We start from the raw sequence: 18,843 nt of genomic DNA, 5'->3' as shown, positions 1-18,843 counted from the left end.
TTATAGCAGAGTCGCCCTGAAAGGGCGAGGCTTTAGACCCAAAATTTCTGGTAAATCCCGCAAAGTTCGCCTCGATCGATCTACTCGAGGGAGACGGGAACGCCTCCCTGGTGGCTGGATTCCGTCAGTCCCCGCAAGACTTTCACGAGTTCGACCCCCACCCATCCGGAGGATCGATCGCAGGGTTGGTTCGATCGAACGCTCTCGAGAAAGCCCTCGAAGGCGCGACGTAACGGCTCTCCAGGGGGACAGTCGATCGATTCCCGTTCCGTCGCTGAAGCCACCCAATCCCCCGCCTCGCTGCGATCGACCCGGCCGCGATACAGCATCAGCGGCGACTCGTTCAGTTCGTCAAACACCAACGTTCCCTCGCTTCCCACCACGGCCAACCGCCGTTGTTTGTCGGGATTGCACCAACAGAGGTGAATTTGCGCCCGAAACCCGCTCGGATACAGCAACGTCGCCCAAGCCACATCCGCCAATCCCTGGGGAAACCAATCCGACGGTGCAGCCTCGGCGTGGGGTTGCAACCAAACTTCTCCCGTGGCGCTGACTTGCGTCGGCGATTCCCCCAGCCAACGGTTGAAAATGGCGATGTCGTGAATCACCAAATCCCATAAAACATCGACATCTCGGCGAACCGGCCCTAAATGGGTTCGCGCTGCGTATCCGTAGCGCAGCTGTCCCAAGGCGCCGCTGTTGACGACTTCGGCGCCTCGTTCGACGGTGGGATTGAAGAGATAGGTATGATCGACGCAGAGAACGAGATTTTTGGACTCGGCCAGGCGACAGAGTTCGATCGCCTCTTGGGGGTCGAGGGTGAGGGGTTTCTCGGCGAAGACGTGACAGCCGCGATCGAGAATTTGCGAAATCGTCTCGTAATGGTCGGTGGCGGGAGTGGCCACCAACACCGCCTGCACTTGCGGGAGCGCCTTAACGCTGGCCCATCCCGTGGTCAAAATCACTCGTCCGTCCAACTTGTATTTTTCCGCCATCGCGGCGAGGCGTTCCGGGTCGCGATCGACCACGGCCGCTAACTCCGCGTCGGGATGTTCGAGGACGTTGCGAATCAGATGATTTCCCCAGCGTCCCGCGCCGATAACCACAATACCAACCATAAAAATTCTCGAAATCGAGCAGATATAGCAATTTAAGAGGTCTCAGAGCCGCTGTCGATCGCTGCGCTTCCTTGAGACAGTGCCAAAAAGGCTTCCTGTGCGGCAGCTTGTTCGGCTGCTTTAATCGATCGTCCGGTTCCCTCTCCCAAGCATCGGTCGTTCAACCAAACCCGAGCGCAAAACCGATCGTCGCTGTTATGTTCTCGTTGCACCTCTTCGACGCGATACTCCGGAAGTAAACGGTGATGTCCCTGAGTCCATTCTTGCAACGCCGCTTTGTAATTCTGTCGCGCCGGGTCGCGCAACACTTTTTCAGCCAGAGGTTTAAAGTGGGAGTCGAGCCAGGGTCGAATCAGTTCTGTGGTGTGGGTACTGAGATACAACGCCCCCGAAACCGCTTCCAAGGCGTCGGCCAAGCGCGATCGATAGCCGGACTTGTCGGCGGCGGCGCTCCCGGCCATGACCAAATATCGATCGATTCCGTAGCCTTCGGCGATATCCGCCAGCACCCGATCGCTCACCAATACCGATCGCACCGCCGCGTAATCCCCCACTTTCACCTCGGGATAAGTTTCCCAGAGCAATTCAGCCGCCGCCAAGCGAATCGCCGCGTCGCCGATAAATTCTAACCGTTCGTAGTTCCGTTCGGCTGACGCCGTGGGATGAGTCAGGGCAATATCCAAACAGTTCCAGTTTAACTCGGGGCGATCGTCGATGCCGAATTTGAGAACCAACTGACGTAATGCTTGCAACCGACGGGGATGAATTGAGGACATTGAAACTGACTAGCAGACTTAAAAAAAAGAGACTCGAGTGGAAAACTCGCAACTCGCAGCGACTTCCAGGGTCGATCGCTGTCGAGAGCCAGAATTAGAAATCCAGCATTAGAAATCCAGAATGAGAAGCAGAGAAAGCAGTCATAAGCCGGGTTCTGTTCTCGAGGCCGCCAAACGGTCTCGAGGGCAGTTATCTATCTGGGACGCCTGTTTCCAGACGCCTCGAGCGGTTCTCCAAAACGGGACTGGTAAAAGACCAACCGTCGTCCCTTCGACCTTGCACCCACCCGGGGTTTACCGAGCCAGCACCTCTCGATGCTGCTGGTGCGCTCTTACCGCACCTTTGCACCCTTACCGTTTACAGCGTAAACGGCGGTATGTTTCTGTGGCACTGTCCTCACGCTCGCGCGCACTGGGCGTTACCCAGCAGGTTCGGTCTTTCGGGAGCCCGGACTTTCCTCGAACGGACGTTTCGTCAGGGCGATCTTTGAGACTCGCACCTGAGAGCGTCCGCCCGCAACTGCCTCGCCTACTTTCTCTGCCATTTCTAGTTTGACAGCAGGGGGCGGACGGTGACAAGATCGGAGATCGCGATTTTGGGCAATTGCGATTTTGGGGGCTTTGGCTTGAAATCGCCTCTCGACCCGGCCGCCACCGCGCCAAAATCAAACTGTCGCGTGTTCGACCCGGAAAACGTTACTGAAGAGGTTCGCCACAATTTGCTTGCCTTCCTGGGTCACTTCGAGGTATTTCAGAGCATCTTTGATAAAGGGGTACACCCCGTTCCAATAGAATTTCGGATATCCGTTCCGCAAGTCTCCCGGTGTTTTGTAGCCGAGAGCTTTGTTGGTTCCCGTTTCCTCGAATTCGTAGAAGAGGGCGCTGATTTTTTGCAAATACCGAGGATCGCTCAGTTGTCCGATTAAATCCGCCGCCCGAATCAATCCCGGTAAATTAATCGTGTCTTTGTGGTCTTTTCCGGCGGGAACGGGAAACCGCGTCAGTTCGATGCTGCTGCGAATCACGTGGGCGTCGATGAGGCGGTGGCCGCCGAAGCGTTCGTCGATGAAGAGTTTACCGCGATCGACGTGGTAGGGCGTCAAGGCGGCGTCCGTGGCACCGGGGGGCAGGTACACCATCGTCTCGTCGATTCCCGTGGAGTAGAGTCGCCGTACCGCGTCGTCTTTGCGACAGACGCCTTTGACGTAACCGATATCGTGACACAGCAGAGCGATCGTCACGTGCAACCAGTCTTCGCAGGAGATACCGCCGTCGCGAATATGTCGCCCCCGCAGAATTTCCTGTCCCACGAGGGTCACGAAGATCGTATGTTCGACGTTGTGATAGAGGGCGTCGCTGTTGGCAATGTTTTCCAATGCCATCGCACCCGCCCAGCCGATAATGTCGGCATAGTCAGCTTTCAACCCGCCGTAGGTTCGGTGGTAGTTGTCTTGGAGTTTGGGTACGAAATGGTCGATGAGTAACTGAGTGGCATTAAACATCGCCAGCCTTCCTCCCTTGGCTTGCTCGATTCTCGTTCGTGGCGAGTTTAGACGCTACGAGCGCAGTTTGGTTTCTTTTGATGGTACAACTTACGACCCGTTGCGATCGTTCGTCCAAGACACCCATCCTCTCTTGACGGCGTGCAGCAGTCGATCGATGAGGGCGTAATCGGCTTCGTTGAGGTCTTCGTACAGCAAAAATTCTTTTAACTGATATCGATCGCGTTGGGTGAGAGTGCCGGATTGCCACACTTGAAAAAAGAAATCTGATAAAGCCGGACGGGAGGGTAAAAAGGAAGAGTTCATTTTATAGGGATGGCAACGCTACGATTCGATCGTGGCACTTTTTTTTTAATTTTCTGCGATCTCGTACAACGGACTCTGTAATCTCGGAACTCTTGGAAGGTGATTCGCATCAAGGATTTCTGTAACTGGGATCTGGTGGGTTTGTGATTCGATCGCTTTCGAGAGAGTGACGGCGATCGCTGTTGTTGTCCCTTAAATTTGCTAAAGCTAAATTTAAATAAAAAAATTGATGGATGCTTAGAAAGTCGGGGGGCGTTACGAGGGGACGCCAAACCCCTCGATCGCGGAGATACAGAGAATAGAGAGAATATAGAGGAGATGGAATTACACAGAAAAGAAACTCAGCTTGAGATGGCAAGTCTAGAGACTTCAGAATTCGATCGAGGCGATTTTTTTAAGACAAAAAGAAACAAACGTAGGATTTTTAAAAAAAAATCCTACGTTAATCCTTTTGAAGGGTTAAACCAACAATTCAGTTTTCAACCCGACACAGTGGGATAGAGCCTCATCTCGCATCGGGAAAGGCGATCGCGCGATCTCGTTAACCTTTAATAAACCGGTACAGAGGGATCGATTTCTTTACTCCAAGCATCGATTCCACCTTTGAGGTTCGTCCCTTCGATTCCCGCTTCTTTCAAAATCGACAAGGCTCTCGCCGAACGACCGCCGAGCTTACAATGAGCGATCAGCCGACGTCCGTTCAGCTTTTCTTTAACCTTTTCAACGCCTTCGCCGCGTTCGATTTCAGAAAGCGGAACGAATACCGAGCCGTCAATCTTGGCGATTTCGTACTCGTTGGGGTTGCGGACGTCCAACAACATAAAATCGTCTGCACCGCTGTCCATTAACGCTTTGAGTTCGGAAACCGTCATTTCTGGCATACTCATTTTCCGCTTTTCTTCCTCCGCTTTAGCTTGGGGGATACCACAAAATTGTTCGTAGTCGATCAATTTCTCGATCTTAGGACGTTCGGGATTGGGCCGTAGCTTCAACTCCCGAAACGTCATGTCTAGTGCATTATATAGTAATAAACGCCCGCTGAGAGTTTGTCCGCGTCCCAAGATGATTTTGACCGTTTCGGTGGCTTGGATGACGCCGATGATACCGGGAAGAATTCCCAAAACGCCGCCTTCTGCACAAGAAGGCACCATTCCCGGCGGCGGGGGTTCGGGATACAAATCCCGATAGTTAGGCCCGTCTTCGTAGTTGAACACCGTCGCCTGTCCTTCAAAGCGGAAAATCGAGCCGTAGACGTTGGGTTTGTTTAGCAACACGCAGGCGTCGTTAACCAGATACCGCGTCGGAAAGTTATCGGTTCCGTCAACGACGATATCGTAAGGCTCGATAATCTCGAGAGCGTTTTCTGAAGACAGCCGCGTTTCGTAGAGATTCACCTCGCAGGCGGGGTTAATTTCGTGAATGCGGTCTTTAGCCGATTCAATTTTGGGTTTCCCCACCCAAGAGGTGCCGTGAATGACTTGGCGTTGCAGGTTTGATCGATCGACCACATCGAAATCGACAATTCCCAGAGTCCCGATTCCGGCGGCGGCCAGATACAGCAACAGGGGAGAACCGAGACCTCCGGTTCCCACGCACAACACTTTGGCGGCTTTGAGTCGTTTTTGTCCTTCCAGACTGACTTCCGGAAGGATCAGGTGACGCGAATAGCGTTCGTATTCGTCTTTGGTAAGCTGGATTTGCTCCAGATTGGGATCGAGCATAGCAGTCGAGGTAGGGCAGAGTTAAAATGAGTCGAGCGCGATCGGTTTCGATCGCAAAACCGACGGATATTGAGAAATAGATAAACGAACAACTGCCAACGCCTGTGAGTGTCTCAGGTCGCGCAGGCAGGCTTCAACCGCGTAAGCATTCCTCAGAATATTATCCTAGCGAAAGACTTTCCAGCTTGGACAACTTCGGTCGAGATCGAGGTCGATCTCTACGCACTTACCGTTTCAGCTTGGAACTGGTGGTGTTCGTCGAGTTGCCACGATCGCAGATCGATCGCCTGTCCCTGTTGTACCGAGACGATGACATAAGAATACTGCGGCCAAGCCCAACTGCGATCGACCTCCGAGGGAATCGCAGCATGATTGGGGTGAGAATGGTAAATCCCCAAAATTTGCCATCCGCGATCGCGACTGGTTTTCTGAGCCTCTAACATCACCTCTGCGGCGATGGTATAGCGACGTTCCTGGGTGTTGAATTCCGCCGTCTCGTCAAACGTCGTCGCCGTCTCCTCGTTCCAGGCGTTTTCCGTTTCCCAGACTGCGGCGATCTCTTTCTCTTCCCCCACCGCATACCCCAACATCAAGCCGCAACATTCGCGGGGATAACAGCGTTCGGCATGAGATTCAATTTGTTGGCGGAGTGGGGAAGACAGACGTAAAACCACGGCGTCAAATCACGGGACGGTAGAACTCTACAATTGACACTCCCACGAATAGAATTCGTGGGATTCTTGGCTCAACGATCTGGCTTACAAATTTGCCTCGGAAGCCAAATGCCCAGAGGCCAATATCTCCCCGTCGTCCGAATTGCTTCGTCGATGGCTTGGACTTGGTGAGGCTTTGGTTTGACTTTGTACTCGAGAACAAACATTGTTTGATGCTTGCTTGCTTGGTATCATTATATAATGCCGCCCTGGAAGGGCGGGGCTTGAAACCCATTATTTTTGGTCAATCTCGTATTACCGCGTCACACACCGCTGAGGTGTTTCTCAATCCGAAACCTCCACCGGCCAGAGATGCCAACGTAGCGAACCCTCTTCCGGCCAGTTTTGAAAGGGCCCGGGAAACCGTTCCCCCTCCTCAATAACATTTCCCCAAAAGTCCCGACTGGACAACGGTAGCGGCGGAATCGCCAACCGGGGCATCACCGACGCCTCCGCCACCTCCAAATCCGGGGTAAACGTCCCTAGAGAAATCGCCCCTTTTTCAATGGCTCCGTTGGCGATTTCCCCCGCCTCTAACACCGGGGCGATACTGTGGCGATCGCTCCCTGTCAACTCCCGCCACCAAGACAGCGGTAACACCAACGTTTCTCGCCAGGCCTCGAAATTGGGCTTCTCCATTTCCGGTAACTGGCCGTTCTCGAACGCCTCTCTTAGCGCCATCACCAGGCGATCGCGCTCCACAGTATCCCGGCGGTGGTTCCAGACAAAACGATGGGGTTCCTGCCCCTCCCACTGCCAAACTGTGCCGTTAATAAAGAGGTTGTAATCCGACAAATTGTCCGTATCCGGTGCGGTGGGATAGGGCAAACTCAGATGACCGCGATAGTTGTCAATAAAAACATTGCCGAAAATCCGCTGTCCCCGCGTCGCCACCGTTTCCAAACTGTCGTCGGCGCGGCGAAACTGGCGATCGCTCACCGTTCGCATATACACCCCGAAATGGGTGTTTCCCTGTAGCCAGTTGTGCGCCACCGTCACCCCGCTGGCGTCGTGGGTGTAGATACCTTCCCCCAAACTGGTAAACGCCACAATATTGTTATCGACTAACGCCGGGCCGCCGCCCATTTCCATAAAAATACCCGCGCCGCGATTGCTCAAAACCAGATTGCGACTGACTCTCGCGCCTCGGTAGATGTTATCCACCCAAATGCCGAAACATTCGTTGTTGCGGAGGACGTTGCCGATAATCTGTCCGTCAACGAATTCGTGGACTTTGATACCTCCGGTTTCCGGGGCGGTAAATCCTAGGCGGTTGTTCCGTTCGATGACGTTATAAGCAATCAGCGACGCCGTTTGTTTCCAACCTGCAATCCCGCCACAGCCGTTATCGGTGATGGTGTTGTAGCGAACGATGTGATATCCCGCCCCGTCTGGTATAGGCTGTTCCAAGCCGTCGATATCGTAGCGTCCCTCGCTGCCGCAATCGAGACCGAGACTCTTGGCGTAGCGTATCGTATTCTGTTCGATAAGCCAGTGATGGCCCGATCGCGTGCTGAGAATGCCCGCTTGGGTCGATCGACTGCGCCAAAACCCGCTAGGAAAGGGATTCGCGCCGTGTTCCATAATGAAGCCGCGCACCTGGATGTAACCTAAGCCTCGGATTTTCGGCGCAAACACCGCCCGACGGGTGCTAATTTCCAGAAACGGCGGGTCTTCGGCGGGGTACGACTGGGGCAGATGCACCCGCAACTGACGGCGATCGATCTCGAAAAACCAGGTTCCCGGTTGCTGTTGCAGGGTTTCTCTATCTAACACCTGACGCAACGGACGACTTTGATAAAACACCTGCGCCCGCAGATAGCCTTGGGGCATCCGTTCCAGTTGCGTGGTGAAGGGATCGACCTCCTCGAAGAGGGTTTCTGAAACGGTTCCTTCCCAGTAGGGCGTGGGGACATCTGGCGAACTCGCCATCGGTTGCGCCGCCCAAACCTCAGACCCCCGCAAGATTACAGTTTCCCCCGCAGCGGCTTCGTAGACAATGGGTCGATCGCGGGTTCCACTTCGGGCGGGCATTACCCGTTCTCGATAAATGCCCTCACGCACGAGAATTTTATCCCCCGGTTGCGCCCGTTGCGCCGCCGCGTTGAGGGTTCGTAACGGTTTGGCTTCGGTACCGGGGTTGTCGTCGGCGGCTTGGGGATGTTGTTGCGCCACCACCAGCATATGAGGAGATTCTGCGCGGAGGGAAACGGCGGAAATGCCCCACAGACAGAGGGTAACAACAGCAGTGAGGAGGAGTGTCGGGAGGAGTTTAAAATGTCTCATTATCGTAATTCGAGTTCTAACAGGGCTGTCAACTGTCTGTTGGGCGAGTATCCTGCTGGCGAACCATTTAACCTTTCAACGGTAACTCAACGGTAAAGCGGCTACCTTTTCCCACTTCGCTGTCGAGGGTAATTTTTCCCTGGTGCGATCGCGCGATCGCCTTGACGATCGACAGCCCCAATCCCGCCCCCCCAGTATTTCGAGATCGATCGCTCTGTACCCGATAAAAGCGATCGAATACGCGATCGCGATCGGCTTGTGCAATCCCGATTCCCGTATCGTCCACTTCCACCACCGCAAACGGCGCCATCTCTGCCAAACGCACCGTCACTGTTCCCCCTTCCGGCGTGTACTGAATTCCGTTCGCCACCAAATTCGCGATCGATCGATACAGTTGCCCTTCATCCCCCAAAACCTCAACCGCCGCCTCGGGAATCTCCACCCGCAACGACACCCGTTCCTGAACCGCCAACGCCGCCAACTCCTCCTCCACATCCGCCAGAATATCGTTCAAACAACAGGGCTTTCGCGGCATCTCAATCCCCCGTTCCATCCGCGACAACAACAGTAAATCCGTCACCAACTCCGACAATCGCTGATTCTGTCGTAGCACTGCGTTTAACGTCTCTCGGGCTTCCCCTTCCTCAATCCGTTTCAACCGTAACGTCGATTCCACCATCGCCCGAATCGCCGCCAACGGCGTCCGCAACTCGTGGGCTGCATCCCCCGTAAACCGTTGAATTTGCTGGTAAGACTCGTAAATCGGCTGCATCGCCAACCCCGCCAGCACCCAACTGGCACTTCCCACCCCCAACAACGCCAGGGGAAACCCCAACAGCAACAGCCACAACACCGCATTGAGGTAGTTATCCCAGGCTTCCAAACTGCGCCCCATCTGCAAATATCCCCAATCGCGGTTGTCTTGGGTGTGGAGTTTAATGGTGAGTTGGTAATAGCGAGTTCCCGTCACGTCGGTTAGAAAAATGGGAACCTTCGCCGGAAGCGGTAAATCGTGGGGCGGCGTTCCCGCTACCGCCACGGGGGTTTTCTCGTTATCGAGTAAATAGGCGTAGTATTCCCCCTGACGCAACGCCCCAACCGCGTGACGGCGAGGATCGGCAGTGCAAGCATCGCCCAACCGACATAAATCCGGTAAAAATCGGCGCACGTCGTCAGTCAGTTGTCCCGGTTTTTGAAGAACCGGTTCGAGGCTATTGTGGAGAGTTCCGGCGACAGACGCCACTTCTCGATGTAGCGTCATTTTATGAGCGTGGGCGATACCTTCGTAAATTCCCACGCCACAAATTGCCAAAATTGCCCCCATGACGCTGGCGTACCAGATGGCGAGTTTGGCGCGAGTTTGCCAAAAGAGTTTGGAGGATTGGGGTGCGATCGAGTTCTCCATCCGTCGTGGTTTCCGTTAACAGCATCTTTCTGAAATCAGGGAATTCCATTTAAAACCCGGGTTCCTAGATCGGTTTTACCCGCCTCTCTCTCAAATGCGTCGCTATTTTGGGCTTCAACAGATTTCAAATCAATACAGTTCAACCCTGACGGTCGCCCATGTCAGACCCTCTCAAAGAATGCTACACTTTTTCAAGCCATATAAACTTTTGTAAACTTGTCGATCGCCCTTTCGATCTCAATGACGCTTTTTTCATCTCAAGAACCCCTTCTCCGCGAGAAGCAAGACGCACTAGATATACAAGATTTATGCGGTTTGCTCCGAATTCAATGGAAACTGGGAAAGTTTACGGTTTTCTCAGCATTTTACACCCGTATCGACCAAGCATTATGGCTGTGGGGTTCCATCGCCCTCATCATCTTTGCCACCGCTCAATTTTTCCCCATTAGCTGGACGATTCAAGCTTATATTTGGTCGATTTTAACTGCCCTGGGGACAGTAGCGATGGCAATCTTAACCCGCTTTTGGGTGCGAGTGGAACAATTATCCTGGATTGTTTACGTTTGGGCGATTTTGATGGGATTCGGTCTCCTGATTACCGATTTAGGGATATTTCTAGGAATAGGACGTATACTGTTAAACCTCTGTCCTTTATGGTTGGGGATTAGCGCCCTGGGTTACTTCGCCACCGGATGGGGAATGCGATCGCAAACCTTTATTGCCATCGGTATGGTTCACTTACTCGGTATTGCCCTTCTCCCGAATTTTATGGCTTGGCAATTCTTATTTACGGGGCTTTTAATCGGAGGCAGTTTGTTCCTCTTGTCTGAATTACAATGGGATATGCGTCCTCCTATCGAATCTCCCGTTTTGTCGGATTACGAACTGGAATTCAATCGCAAACAGCATCAAAATCGACGGTTGATGTCGTAGTTTTTTGAAAAAAACTCAAAACGGTTTAGAAGGGCGGCTTCAACTATTTTCTGAAACCTCAAACAAGACGACAACCTTGGCTCGCTTCCTTCAAGATGAAAGTTTGTCGAGATTGAGGCGATAGCCAACACCGTAAACAGTTTCGATCGCATCTTTTGCCCCCAGCTTTTCCAGTTTGCGACGTAACAGGCGAATTTGCGCCGCCACCACGTTACTTCCCGGTTCGGCGCCCCATTCCCACAGTTGACTGAGCAAGCGATCGCGCGGAATAATTTGACTAGGATGGCGCATGAAATATTCGAGCAGTTGAAATTCTTTATTGAGGAGTTCGACGCTGTTTCCCGAGGCGATCGATACCCGATGCGTCGCACTATCTAAAATCAAACATCCCACCCGAAACTCTTGGGGTTGAAACTGCGGAATTCGCCGCTGTAGCGCCCTCAACCGCGCCAACAGTTCCGCCATCCCAAACGGTTTCACCAAATAGTCATCGGCTCCCGCATCGAGTCCGCGAACCTTGTCCGCTTCCGTATCTTTTGCTGTTAAAATTAAAATCGGAAGCGGATTGTTTTGTTGTCGAAGTTTTTGACAAATTTCCAGTCCCGAAATACCGGGAAGCAACCAATCGAGAATCGCGAGATCGTATGCCGTTTCGGGAGTTTGTAAATACTCCCAAGCCTCCGTTCCCGTTTGCGCCCAATCGACGGTATAGGCTTCTTGCGTCAAAGTTTTCTTAATCGCCGCTCCCAAATCGGGTTCGTCTTCAACAAGCAGTAAACGCATTTGGCTGAGGGGGGTCGAAAAAAGATATTTCAAGAAAATTATCGAGATACTTAAAAAATCCTCCGTTTTCTCTGCATATCTGTGGTAAAAAATAAATCTCATCTCTTCAATATATGCTATAATAAAATAAAGCCTTAACTATTCAAAACAAATTTCAATTCGTCCGCATAAAAATCCATTTAAAAATGACAAAAACCATATCCAAACCCGCTTGGTCGCAGGCGATCGAACAAACCGGAAAAGAATTCGATCGAACCCCTCTCGAAATCCTCTCCGGCTCCCTTCCCGACGGACTGCGAGGAACCCTCTATCGCAACGGTCCCGCCCGACTGCAACGGGGCAACCGCCGCGTCGGCCATTGGTTCGACGGAGACGGCGCCATCCTCTCCGTTCAGTTTAACGAAAGTGGCGCGATCGCCCAGTATCGCTTCGTCCAAACCGAAGGCTACCAAGAAGAAGAAGCCGCCGGAACCCTCCTTTATGGAAACTACGGAACCACCGCACCGGGGGCGTTTTGGCATCGTTGGACGAAATCCGTTAAAAACGTGGCCAATACCTCCGTGTTAGCCTTAAACGATCGCCTGTTAGCCTTGTGGGAAGCCGGAAAACCCCATGTTTTGGATTTAGAAACCTTAGCCACTCGAGGCATTGAAAACATTCCAATTCCCACCTATTCCGCACACCCCAAACGAGACGCCCATACCGGAGAAATCTTCAATTTCGGCATCGAATTCGGGCGAAAAACCCACTTAAACCTGTTGGTTAGCAACGAAGCCGGAAAAATTCTCCGACAGAAATCCCATCCGATCGATCGCGTATCGTTAATTCACGATTTCGTTCTCGCCGGGGACTATCTCGTGTTTTTCGTTCCCCCCATCGAGATTCCGCTTTTTTCCATTCTCTTCGGCTTGACGAACTTCAGCGACGCCGCCCAGTGGAACCCCCAGGGAGCCACCGAAATTTGGGTGTTCGATCGCCACCTCGACTTCATCAGTCGCAGCCAAGCCGAACCCTGGTTTCAATGGCATTTCGCCAACGGCTACACCGACGAAAACGGTAACATTATCGTCGATGTCGTCAAATATCCCGACTTCACCACCAACCAGCGGTTGAAGGAAATCGCCACAGGAGAAACCCAAACCGCCGCCGAAGGCGAATTGTGGCGAGTCAAACTCGACCCCAAATCGGCGAAAATGCTAGAGTGCGATCGCCGGTTCGATCGATCCTGCGAATTTCCCTCCGTTCCCCCCTTAGAAGTCGGACGAAACGCCCGGTTTACCTATGTTTCCATGCACCGCCAAGGCGCAGACACCACCCGAGAACTCTACAGAGCGATCGGCAGTTACGACGCCCAAACCGGAACCCTCCACGAAATCGATTGCGGCGATCGCTGCTATCCCACCGAACCCATTATCGCCCCCGATGCCTCCAACGCCGAAAAACACTGGCTTCTCACCGTCGTTTACAACGGAAACCACAACCGTAGCGAAGTGTGGGTTCTCGACGGAAACCACCTCGAACGCGAACCCGTCTGCTGTCTGGCGTTACCCGAAATTATTCCCCTGGGATTTCACGGAACCTGGAAGGGGAGATGAGGGGATGATGAGATGAGGGGATGATGAGATGAGGGGATGATGAGATGATGAGATGAGGGGATGGGGAAGATACATTGTCTGTTCCCTGTTCCCTATTCGATCGACCATTGCTGTTAAACATATAAAAAGAAAATCCCAAGACAATTCAACCCATCCAACATGACACAAACACCGACAACTCCCGAACAACCGAAAACCAACGAACCGAAACCGAGTTTCGTCAAATTGGCAATGCGGAACATGGTTCGCAAAGGTGGAAAATCTCTATTTCACTTTTCCATTACCACCGTGGGATTGCTGGCGTTTCTCGTAGGAATTTCCTATTTAACCCGGTAGTGCGTCAATGCAGCTCGAAGTTAGCATTCAAACCTGCGTGAGTCTCCCCGAAGCGATCGCGGCGGAAGAAATTTGGCAGAATCGGTTCGATCGCTGGTTGGAAGATGTCTCGTCAACCGACGCCGACGCCTTACCCGAAGCCAGCAGCTACGAACTTAGCTTTCGGCTTACCGACGATGGGGAAATCCAATCACTCAACCGTCAGTACCGACACAAAGACCAGCCTACCGATGTGTTAGCCTTTGCAGCATTAGAAGCCGAACTTCCGCCGACCGTCGCTGAAGTCCCGCTGTATCTCGGAGATATCGTCGTTTCCGTCGATACCGCTCGCCATCAGGCTCAGCAACAGGGACATTCCCTCGAAACCGAGTTAACCTGGTTGGCAGCCCACGGCTTCCTGCACTTGCTGGGGTGGGACCATCCCGACGAGGCCAGTTTGCAGGCGATGCTCGATCGACAAGTCCAATTGCTCGATCGTATCGGAACGGCGATCGAACTCGATTTTTCTCCCCACGCCTCTGGTTCTTAAACCGGGATTGTGTACCATGAACCTGAACCTTTCGAGGGTTAAACCCAAATCCCACGCCAATCTCTCGTCTATGCCCCCTGGTGCGCCCAATCCGAAGCAAAAAGCTAAATCCTCGAGCAGTCCAGACTCCTATCGCCCCCTCTCTTGGCAAGTGGCGATGAATCTCGTGGCCAGTTTTCGCTACGCTTGGACTGGAATCCGCTACGCCTTCGCGACACAACGCAACTTTCGCATTCACGTCGCCATCGGCACCGTCGCGATTGGCTTAGCGTTGGGATTAAACCTCGAAGCGGTAAAAGTAGCCGTTATCGGCGTCACCATCGGTTTAGTTCTCGCCCTAGAACTCCTCAATACAGCGATCGAGTCCATCGTCGATTTAACCGTCAAGCAGACCTATCACGAACTGGCCAAAATCGCCAAAGACTGCGCGGCGGGAGCGGTTCTCGTGGCCGCCTTATCCTCCCTCCTCGTCGCCGCTTCCCTCATCCTTCCGCCGCTTTTACAGTTAGCAGTCAACAGTCAGTAGCGAACAGGGATGAGAAGATGAGGGGATGATGAGATGATGGGATGACCGTGCGATCGGGAAATCTCCCCATCTCCCCATCTCCCCACCTCCCCCTCTCCCTTTCTCAAAGAAAGAAAGACATGATTCTCGTCATCGATAACTACGACAGCTTTACCTATAACCTGGTGCAATACCTGGGCGAACTGGGTCAAACCGTCCCCGTCGCGTCGGAGATTCAGGTGTATCGCAACGATCACATCACCCTCGAAGAAATTCGCCGACTCGACCCCGATGGTATCGTCATTTCGCCCGGTCCCGGCCGTCCCGAAGACGCCGGAATTTCCCTCAACATCATCCGCGAATTGGGTCCGACCATGCCGATTTTAGGCGTCTGTCTCGGACATCAAGCCATCGGACAAGTCTTTGGCGGTAAAGTCGTGTCCGCCCCCGAACTCATGCACGGGAAAACCTCCGAAATTCACCATACCGACGCCGGCGTTTTTTCCGGACTCGAGAATCCCTTTACCGCAACCCGGTATCATAGTCTGGTTATCGATCGCGCCACCTGCCCCGACATACTGGAAATCACCGCCTGGGTGGACGACGGCACGATCATGGGCGTGCGACACTGCGACTATCCCCACATTCAAGGAGTACAGTTCCACCCGGAAAGCATTTTGACGGGATCGGGGAAAGCCTTGTTGCATAACTTTTTAACGAGTCTCACCAGTTTAAAGGCAACCGCACAGGCATAATGAAACGGCGAGAACTGATTCGCTACCTACAATTTGGAGCGATCGCAGCAGCGACGACAGGATGGTGGGGATCGAAATCCCCCAGCGTCGCCCAATCTGCGGCAAACTTAGAAATCGAATATCTCGGCCATACCTGCTTTCGCTTTACCGGAAACGGTCGTCGCATCCTCGCCAATCCCTTCCGTACCCTCGGCTGTACCGCAGGCTACCCAGAACCGAATCTCGACGACGCCGACTTAGTCTTAGTCAGTAGCTTTCTCCTCGACGAAGGAGCCGTCGATACCGTCGCCGAATCCAAACTGCTGTTCGAATCGGGAATTTTCGAGGTACAAGGAATGACCTTTGAAGGAATTCCCATTCCCCACGATCGAATCGGCGGAAACCGTTTCGGCACCAACGTTATTTGGACTTGGCAGCAAGGGGGCATCAAAATCGCCCATCTCGGCGGTGCCGCCGCCCCCATCGACGTCGAACAGCGCATCCTCATCGGACGCCCCGACATCGCCTTAATTCCCGTCGGCGGAAGCGAGAAAGCCTACACCGCCGAAGAAGCCAAACAAGCGGTCTCCGTTCTCAATCCCAGACTCGTCATTCCCACCCACTACCGCACAGCAGCCGCGGACGATAACGCTTGCGACATCGCGCCGTTAGAAAATTTCTTAAACTTAATGGAAGGCACGGAAATTCGCGTCGCCGAGAGCAACCGTATCGCCTTAAACCCGAGCGATTTGCCTCAAGGGGACACCGTTATCCGCGTCTTAACCCCTCCCATTAACACGCCCTTTAACCCAGACCAAGACCAAGCCGATGCAGCACCTGTACGCCCAACGCCGCAACGCCCTTCTCGAAAAATTAAATAGCGGAACCGCTATCTTCCGCAGCGCACCGATGGCGGTGATGCACAACGATGTTGAATATGCGTTTCGGCAAGATAGCGATTTCTTTTATTTAACGGGGTTTAACGAACCGAACGCCGTGGCGGTATTCGCCCCCCACCACGAAGAACATCAATTCGTCTTGTTCGTCGAACCCAAGGATTTAGAAAAGGAAATCTGGACGGGATATCGTACTGGGGTCGAAGCCGCCAAGGAAAAATACGGCGCAGACGAAGCTTTTTCCATCGAAGAATTAGACGAAAAACTACCGGAATACTTACAAAACGCAGACCGAATTTATTACCGCCTCGGACGGGACGAAGGATTTAATAACTGCGTCATTCAACATTGGCGCAAGCTGTTAGCCACTTACGCCAAACGGGGAACGGGTCCCGTCGCCTTGGAAGATCCCAGTCCGATTCTCCATTCGATGCGGTTGGTGAAAACCCCGGAAGAGTTGGACTTGATGCGAAAAGCGGCGAAAATTGCTGTGGAGGCCCACAATCTGGCCGTGGAGGTGGCGAAACCGGGACGCTACGAGTACGAAGTACAGGCGGAAATGGAGCGAGTTTTTGCCCTTCACGGCGGTTCTCCAGCTTATCCCTCTATTGTCGCTTCTGGGGGTAACGCCTGTATTTTGCATTATGTGGAAAATCGCCGCCAGATGAAAGATGGCGATTTGTTGCTTATCGATGCAGGCTGTTCTTATGGCTATTACAATTCGGATATTACCCGAACTTTTCCCGTCGGCGGCGAGTTTACGCCGGAACAACAAGCCATTTACGACATCGTTTTGGAAGCCCAAAAACAGGCGATCGCCTGCGTGTTACCGGGAACGCCTTACAACGAATACCACGACGTCGCAGTACGGGTTATCGTGGAAGGTTTGCTCGATCTCGGCTTGTTGTCGGGAGACCTCGACGAGATTATCGAAGAGGAGAAATACAAGCCCTTTTATATGCACAAAACCGGGCATTGGTTGGGCTTAGACGTTCACGATGTGGGAACCTACAAACAGGATGAAGAAAGCTGGCAGATTTTGCAACCGGGGAACGTTTTGACAGTGGAACCGGGAATTTATATTTCGCCCTATGTTAAACCGGTAGAAGGACAGCCAGAGGTGGATGCGAAATGGCACGGAATTGGGGTTCGGATTGAAGACGATGTGTTGGTGACGGAAGAAGGCTGTGAGGTTTTAACTGAAGGCGTTCCGAAGTAGGTTTTAGAGGTTGTAAGGTGGGCAAGGCTCACCTTTTTATTTGTAGATTTTTACGCCAAAAAACTCTGTGTTCTCTGTGTCTATGTGGTGAATCGTCTATGTGGTGAATCGATCGACTAAATTGGGAGTCGATAAAAAATAAGCTATCCTGAAACCTTGTATGGGTTGGTTTTTTAAACTCAACCTACCCTAAAAAACGACCCCAAATAAAATTTTATTAAATTATTTCAATAAAAATTATTTTTTATTGAAATTAAATCATTTTTTTGACTTTTGTGCTAATAAAATGCAAGTCTTTCTGTTATCTATTTTAACCAGTTTAAACTTCAGCATTTCCCCAACTCCAGAACTCGCGCAGCGCATCGGCGACGGGGCGGGGGAAACCTGTCGAACCATCGCCCTGGCGCCGGAAACCACCCTGTACCTCTACCCCCGTCCGATTTCGTACCCCGACAACGAGACCGCCATCGCCCCCATCTTCGACAAAGAACAAATCGACCTGGTTCGATCGAACGTTCCCGGCGTAGACGGCGACGATCGCACCTGGCACGAAATCGTCGATAGCATCGGAAATCGCGGCTATATCCTCGCCTTCGACCCCAATACCAACCTGTCCACCTTGCGATATTGTCCCTAAGAAAAACCAACCTGCGGAAACCGTCGTATAAAATGTGTAGAAAAAGAAAAGATATCTCGACGCAACTCGTTCACGTGAGGAGATTTAAAAATATGACGGTAGGGCGTAACCGCAACTGGCTATCTCGCAGCCTCAGCGCGATCGCATCGAGTGCCGCCGTTCTGTTCGCCGTCAACCCGGGCGCAGCAATGGCATCTCAAGAGGCGATCGCCTATCGCATGCAAGACCCCGATTTGCGACTTCCCCCCATCGGCGCACCGGAAGACTTTTTACCCCCCGAAGAGATCCTCCCCGAAGGCGAACTCGAAGGTCCGACGGCACCGCGCAACAAACCCGCCGCCCGCATCGAACTCAATATCAGCGAACGCCGGGTTTATCTCTACCTCGACGACGAAGTTGAAACCAGCTATCCCGTCGCCGTGGGTAAATCCGGTTGGGAAACTCCCACGGGCGAATTTCAGGTGATGCACATGGCTGTCGATCCCACTTGGGAAAATCCCTGGACGGGAGAACTGATTCCCCCCGGACCCAGCAGTCCCATCGGACGCGCCGTTATCGTGTTCCACGAACTCGGCGATGACTGGATAGCCTTCCACGGCACCCCCAACGAGGAACTCATCGGACAAGCGGTTTCCCACGGCTGCGTTCGGATGCGGAACGAGGATATTTTGTCACTCTACGAAAAAGTCAATCCCGGTACGCCCGTCGTCGTCGTTCCCTAATCGGCGGGAGAGGAGGAGATAATTGACCGTTGAGAGTTGATAATCGATCCTTTCTCCTCCTCTCCCCATCACCTCCTCATCAAAACTCCTGGGTCTGAAACCCCGCCCTTTCAGGGCGGCTTTACAC

General features: G+C 52.9%; 19 protein-coding genes, 1 other RNA gene and 1 pseudogene. 10 read left to right on the top strand and 11 right to left on the bottom strand.

Annotation, left to right across the window (positions count from 1 at the left end; genetic code table 11):
* Positions 1 to 80 precede the first annotated feature (80 nt).
* The 10 genes and pseudogenes from ACP5D4_RS16755 to rppB form a co-directional block, all read right to left on the bottom strand.
* Positions 81 to 1,118, bottom strand: coding sequence for a Gfo/Idh/MocA family protein (locus ACP5D4_RS16755; RefSeq protein ID WP_428012765.1), 1,038 nt, complete (start codon positions 1,116 to 1,118; stop codon positions 81 to 83).
* Between the two features lie 32 nt (positions 1,119 to 1,150).
* Positions 1,151 to 1,894 carry a ribonuclease III gene (gene rnc / locus ACP5D4_RS16750; RefSeq protein ID WP_428012764.1) on the bottom strand — a complete coding sequence of 248 codons (744 nt, stop codon included), beginning with the start codon at positions 1,892 to 1,894 and terminating at the stop codon, positions 1,151 to 1,153.
* Positions 1,895 to 2,024: 130 nt separating this feature from the next.
* An RNA gene (gene rnpB, locus ACP5D4_RS16745) (RNase P RNA component class A) lies at positions 2,025 to 2,430 on the bottom strand.
* 129 nt (positions 2,431 to 2,559) lie between these two features.
* Positions 2,560 to 3,396 carry an Npun_R2479 family HD domain-containing metalloprotein gene (locus ACP5D4_RS16740; RefSeq protein ID WP_428012763.1) on the bottom strand — a complete coding sequence of 279 codons (837 nt, stop codon included), beginning with the start codon at positions 3,394 to 3,396 and terminating at the stop codon, positions 2,560 to 2,562.
* 90 nt (positions 3,397 to 3,486) lie between these two features.
* On the bottom strand, positions 3,487 to 3,702 hold the full coding sequence (locus tag ACP5D4_RS16735; protein ID WP_428012762.1) for a hypothetical protein: 216 nt from the start codon (positions 3,700 to 3,702) through the stop codon (positions 3,487 to 3,489).
* 548 nt (positions 3,703 to 4,250) lie between these two features.
* On the bottom strand, positions 4,251 to 5,423 hold the full coding sequence (moeB, locus tag ACP5D4_RS16730) for a molybdopterin-synthase adenylyltransferase MoeB (protein ID WP_428012761.1): 1,173 nt from the start codon (positions 5,421 to 5,423) through the stop codon (positions 4,251 to 4,253).
* A 218-nt stretch (positions 5,424 to 5,641) separates the two neighbouring features.
* On the bottom strand, positions 5,642 to 6,097 hold the full coding sequence (locus ACP5D4_RS16725) for a Mov34/MPN/PAD-1 family protein (protein ID WP_428012760.1): 456 nt from the start codon (positions 6,095 to 6,097) through the stop codon (positions 5,642 to 5,644).
* A 119-nt stretch (positions 6,098 to 6,216) separates the two neighbouring features.
* Positions 6,217 to 6,303 (bottom strand): annotated as a pseudogene (locus ACP5D4_RS16720) (RNA-guided endonuclease InsQ/TnpB family protein); the annotation flags it as partial.
* 118 nt (positions 6,304 to 6,421) lie between these two features.
* A complete protein-coding gene (locus tag ACP5D4_RS16715) occupies positions 6,422 to 8,422 on the bottom strand; it encodes a right-handed parallel beta-helix repeat-containing protein (RefSeq protein WP_428012759.1) in 2,001 nt (666 codons plus the stop codon).
* A 67-nt stretch (positions 8,423 to 8,489) separates the two neighbouring features.
* Positions 8,490 to 9,827 carry a two-component system sensor histidine kinase RppB gene (gene rppB, locus ACP5D4_RS16710; protein WP_428012758.1) on the bottom strand — a complete coding sequence of 446 codons (1,338 nt, stop codon included), beginning with the start codon at positions 9,825 to 9,827 and terminating at the stop codon, positions 8,490 to 8,492.
* Positions 9,828 to 10,067: 240 nt separating this feature from the next.
* Between rppB and ACP5D4_RS16705 the strand changes: the two genes are divergently transcribed.
* The gene (locus tag ACP5D4_RS16705) at positions 10,068 to 10,760 is read left to right on the top strand and encodes a hypothetical protein (protein ID WP_428012757.1); all 693 of its coding nucleotides are present in this window, start codon (positions 10,068 to 10,070) and stop codon (positions 10,758 to 10,760) included.
* Between the two features lie 90 nt (positions 10,761 to 10,850).
* Here the strand turns inward: ACP5D4_RS16705 and rppA are convergent, their stop codons facing one another.
* Positions 10,851 to 11,543 carry a two-component system response regulator RppA gene (rppA, locus tag ACP5D4_RS16700; RefSeq protein ID WP_428012756.1) on the bottom strand — a complete coding sequence of 231 codons (693 nt, stop codon included), beginning with the start codon at positions 11,541 to 11,543 and terminating at the stop codon, positions 10,851 to 10,853.
* A gap of 185 nt (positions 11,544 to 11,728) precedes the next feature.
* On the opposite strand from rppA, the gene ACP5D4_RS16695 reads away from it, so the two are divergent.
* The 9 genes from ACP5D4_RS16695 to ACP5D4_RS16655 all read left to right on the top strand — a co-directional run bounded on the left by ACP5D4_RS16695 (position 11,729) and on the right by ACP5D4_RS16655 (position 18,716).
* Complete coding sequence (locus ACP5D4_RS16695) at positions 11,729 to 13,138, top strand: carotenoid oxygenase family protein (RefSeq protein WP_428012755.1); 1,410 nt, start codon at positions 11,729 to 11,731, stop codon at positions 13,136 to 13,138.
* Positions 13,139 to 13,297: 159 nt separating this feature from the next.
* Entirely contained in the window at positions 13,298 to 13,474 is a 177-nt protein-coding gene (locus ACP5D4_RS16690; protein ID WP_428012754.1) for a DUF3285 domain-containing protein, read from the top strand.
* Between the two features lie 7 nt (positions 13,475 to 13,481).
* Positions 13,482 to 14,003: an rRNA maturation RNase YbeY gene (gene ybeY, locus ACP5D4_RS16685; protein WP_428012753.1), complete on the top strand. Its 522-nt coding sequence runs from the start codon at positions 13,482 to 13,484 to the stop codon at positions 14,001 to 14,003.
* Positions 14,004 to 14,019: 16 nt separating this feature from the next.
* Positions 14,020 to 14,529: a diacylglycerol kinase family protein gene (locus tag ACP5D4_RS16680; RefSeq protein ID WP_428012752.1), complete on the top strand. Its 510-nt coding sequence runs from the start codon at positions 14,020 to 14,022 to the stop codon at positions 14,527 to 14,529.
* Between the two features lie 119 nt (positions 14,530 to 14,648).
* Positions 14,649 to 15,263, top strand: a complete 615-nt coding sequence (locus tag ACP5D4_RS16675) for an anthranilate synthase component II (RefSeq protein ID WP_428012766.1) — start codon at positions 14,649 to 14,651, stop codon at positions 15,261 to 15,263.
* Complete coding sequence (locus tag ACP5D4_RS16670) at positions 15,263 to 16,123, top strand: MBL fold metallo-hydrolase (protein WP_428012751.1); 861 nt, start codon at positions 15,263 to 15,265, stop codon at positions 16,121 to 16,123. The genes ACP5D4_RS16675 and ACP5D4_RS16670 overlap by 1 nt, the downstream gene beginning before the upstream one ends.
* Positions 16,071 to 17,357, top strand: coding sequence for an aminopeptidase P N-terminal domain-containing protein (locus tag ACP5D4_RS16665; protein ID WP_428012750.1), 1,287 nt, complete (start codon positions 16,071 to 16,073; stop codon positions 17,355 to 17,357). Before ACP5D4_RS16670 ends, ACP5D4_RS16665 begins: the two co-directional genes overlap by 53 nt.
* A gap of 286 nt (positions 17,358 to 17,643) precedes the next feature.
* Positions 17,644 to 17,994, top strand: a complete 351-nt coding sequence (locus ACP5D4_RS16660; protein WP_428012749.1) for a hypothetical protein — start codon at positions 17,644 to 17,646, stop codon at positions 17,992 to 17,994.
* 92 nt (positions 17,995 to 18,086) lie between these two features.
* Positions 18,087 to 18,716, top strand: a complete 630-nt coding sequence (locus tag ACP5D4_RS16655; RefSeq protein ID WP_428012748.1) for a L,D-transpeptidase — start codon at positions 18,087 to 18,089, stop codon at positions 18,714 to 18,716.
* Positions 18,717 to 18,843 lie beyond the last annotated feature (127 nt).

It is taken from the genome of Baaleninema sp. (genome assembly GCF_049974805.1).
In the GTDB taxonomy this organism is placed as follows: Bacteria; Cyanobacteriota; Cyanobacteriia; order Cyanobacteriales; family Geitlerinemataceae; genus Baaleninema.
The sequence above is the reverse complement of the archived record's forward strand: the minus strand, read 5'-3'. Positions and strand labels throughout refer to the sequence as shown.

What these genes read in the sequence shown, in the direction of transcription:
- ACP5D4_RS16680 (WP_428012752.1), top strand. Translation starts at nt 14,020, where the DNA reads ATGAACCTGAACCTTTCGAGGGTTAAACCCAAATCCCACGCCAATCTC.
- ACP5D4_RS16715 (WP_428012759.1), bottom strand. Translation starts at nt 8,422, where the DNA reads ATGAGACATTTTAAACTCCTCCCGACACTCCTCCTCACTGCTGTTGTT.
- ACP5D4_RS16735 (WP_428012762.1), bottom strand. Translation starts at nt 3,702, where the DNA reads ATGAACTCTTCCTTTTTACCCTCCCGTCCGGCTTTATCAGATTTCTTT.
- rnc (WP_428012764.1), bottom strand. Translation starts at nt 1,894, where the DNA reads ATGTCCTCAATTCATCCCCGTCGGTTGCAAGCATTACGTCAGTTGGTT.
- ybeY (WP_428012753.1), top strand. Translation starts at nt 13,482, where the DNA reads ATGCAGCTCGAAGTTAGCATTCAAACCTGCGTGAGTCTCCCCGAAGCG.
- moeB (WP_428012761.1), bottom strand. Translation starts at nt 5,423, where the DNA reads ATGCTCGATCCCAATCTGGAGCAAATCCAGCTTACCAAAGACGAATAC.
- ACP5D4_RS16660 (WP_428012749.1), top strand. Translation starts at nt 17,644, where the DNA reads ATGCAAGTCTTTCTGTTATCTATTTTAACCAGTTTAAACTTCAGCATT.
- ACP5D4_RS16705 (WP_428012757.1), top strand. Translation starts at nt 10,068, where the DNA reads ATGACGCTTTTTTCATCTCAAGAACCCCTTCTCCGCGAGAAGCAAGAC.
- ACP5D4_RS16740 (WP_428012763.1), bottom strand. Translation starts at nt 3,396, where the DNA reads ATGTTTAATGCCACTCAGTTACTCATCGACCATTTCGTACCCAAACTC.
- rppA (WP_428012756.1), bottom strand. Translation starts at nt 11,543, where the DNA reads ATGCGTTTACTGCTTGTTGAAGACGAACCCGATTTGGGAGCGGCGATT.
- ACP5D4_RS16690 (WP_428012754.1), top strand. Translation starts at nt 13,298, where the DNA reads ATGACACAAACACCGACAACTCCCGAACAACCGAAAACCAACGAACCG.
- ACP5D4_RS16675 (WP_428012766.1), top strand. Translation starts at nt 14,649, where the DNA reads ATGATTCTCGTCATCGATAACTACGACAGCTTTACCTATAACCTGGTG.
- ACP5D4_RS16755 (WP_428012765.1), bottom strand. Translation starts at nt 1,118, where the DNA reads ATGGTTGGTATTGTGGTTATCGGCGCGGGACGCTGGGGAAATCATCTG.
- rppB (WP_428012758.1), bottom strand. Translation starts at nt 9,827, where the DNA reads ATGGAGAACTCGATCGCACCCCAATCCTCCAAACTCTTTTGGCAAACT.
- ACP5D4_RS16670 (WP_428012751.1), top strand. Translation starts at nt 15,263, where the DNA reads ATGAAACGGCGAGAACTGATTCGCTACCTACAATTTGGAGCGATCGCA.
- ACP5D4_RS16695 (WP_428012755.1), top strand. Translation starts at nt 11,729, where the DNA reads ATGACAAAAACCATATCCAAACCCGCTTGGTCGCAGGCGATCGAACAA.
- ACP5D4_RS16655 (WP_428012748.1), top strand. Translation starts at nt 18,087, where the DNA reads ATGACGGTAGGGCGTAACCGCAACTGGCTATCTCGCAGCCTCAGCGCG.
- ACP5D4_RS16665 (WP_428012750.1), top strand. Translation starts at nt 16,071, where the DNA reads ATGCAGCACCTGTACGCCCAACGCCGCAACGCCCTTCTCGAAAAATTA.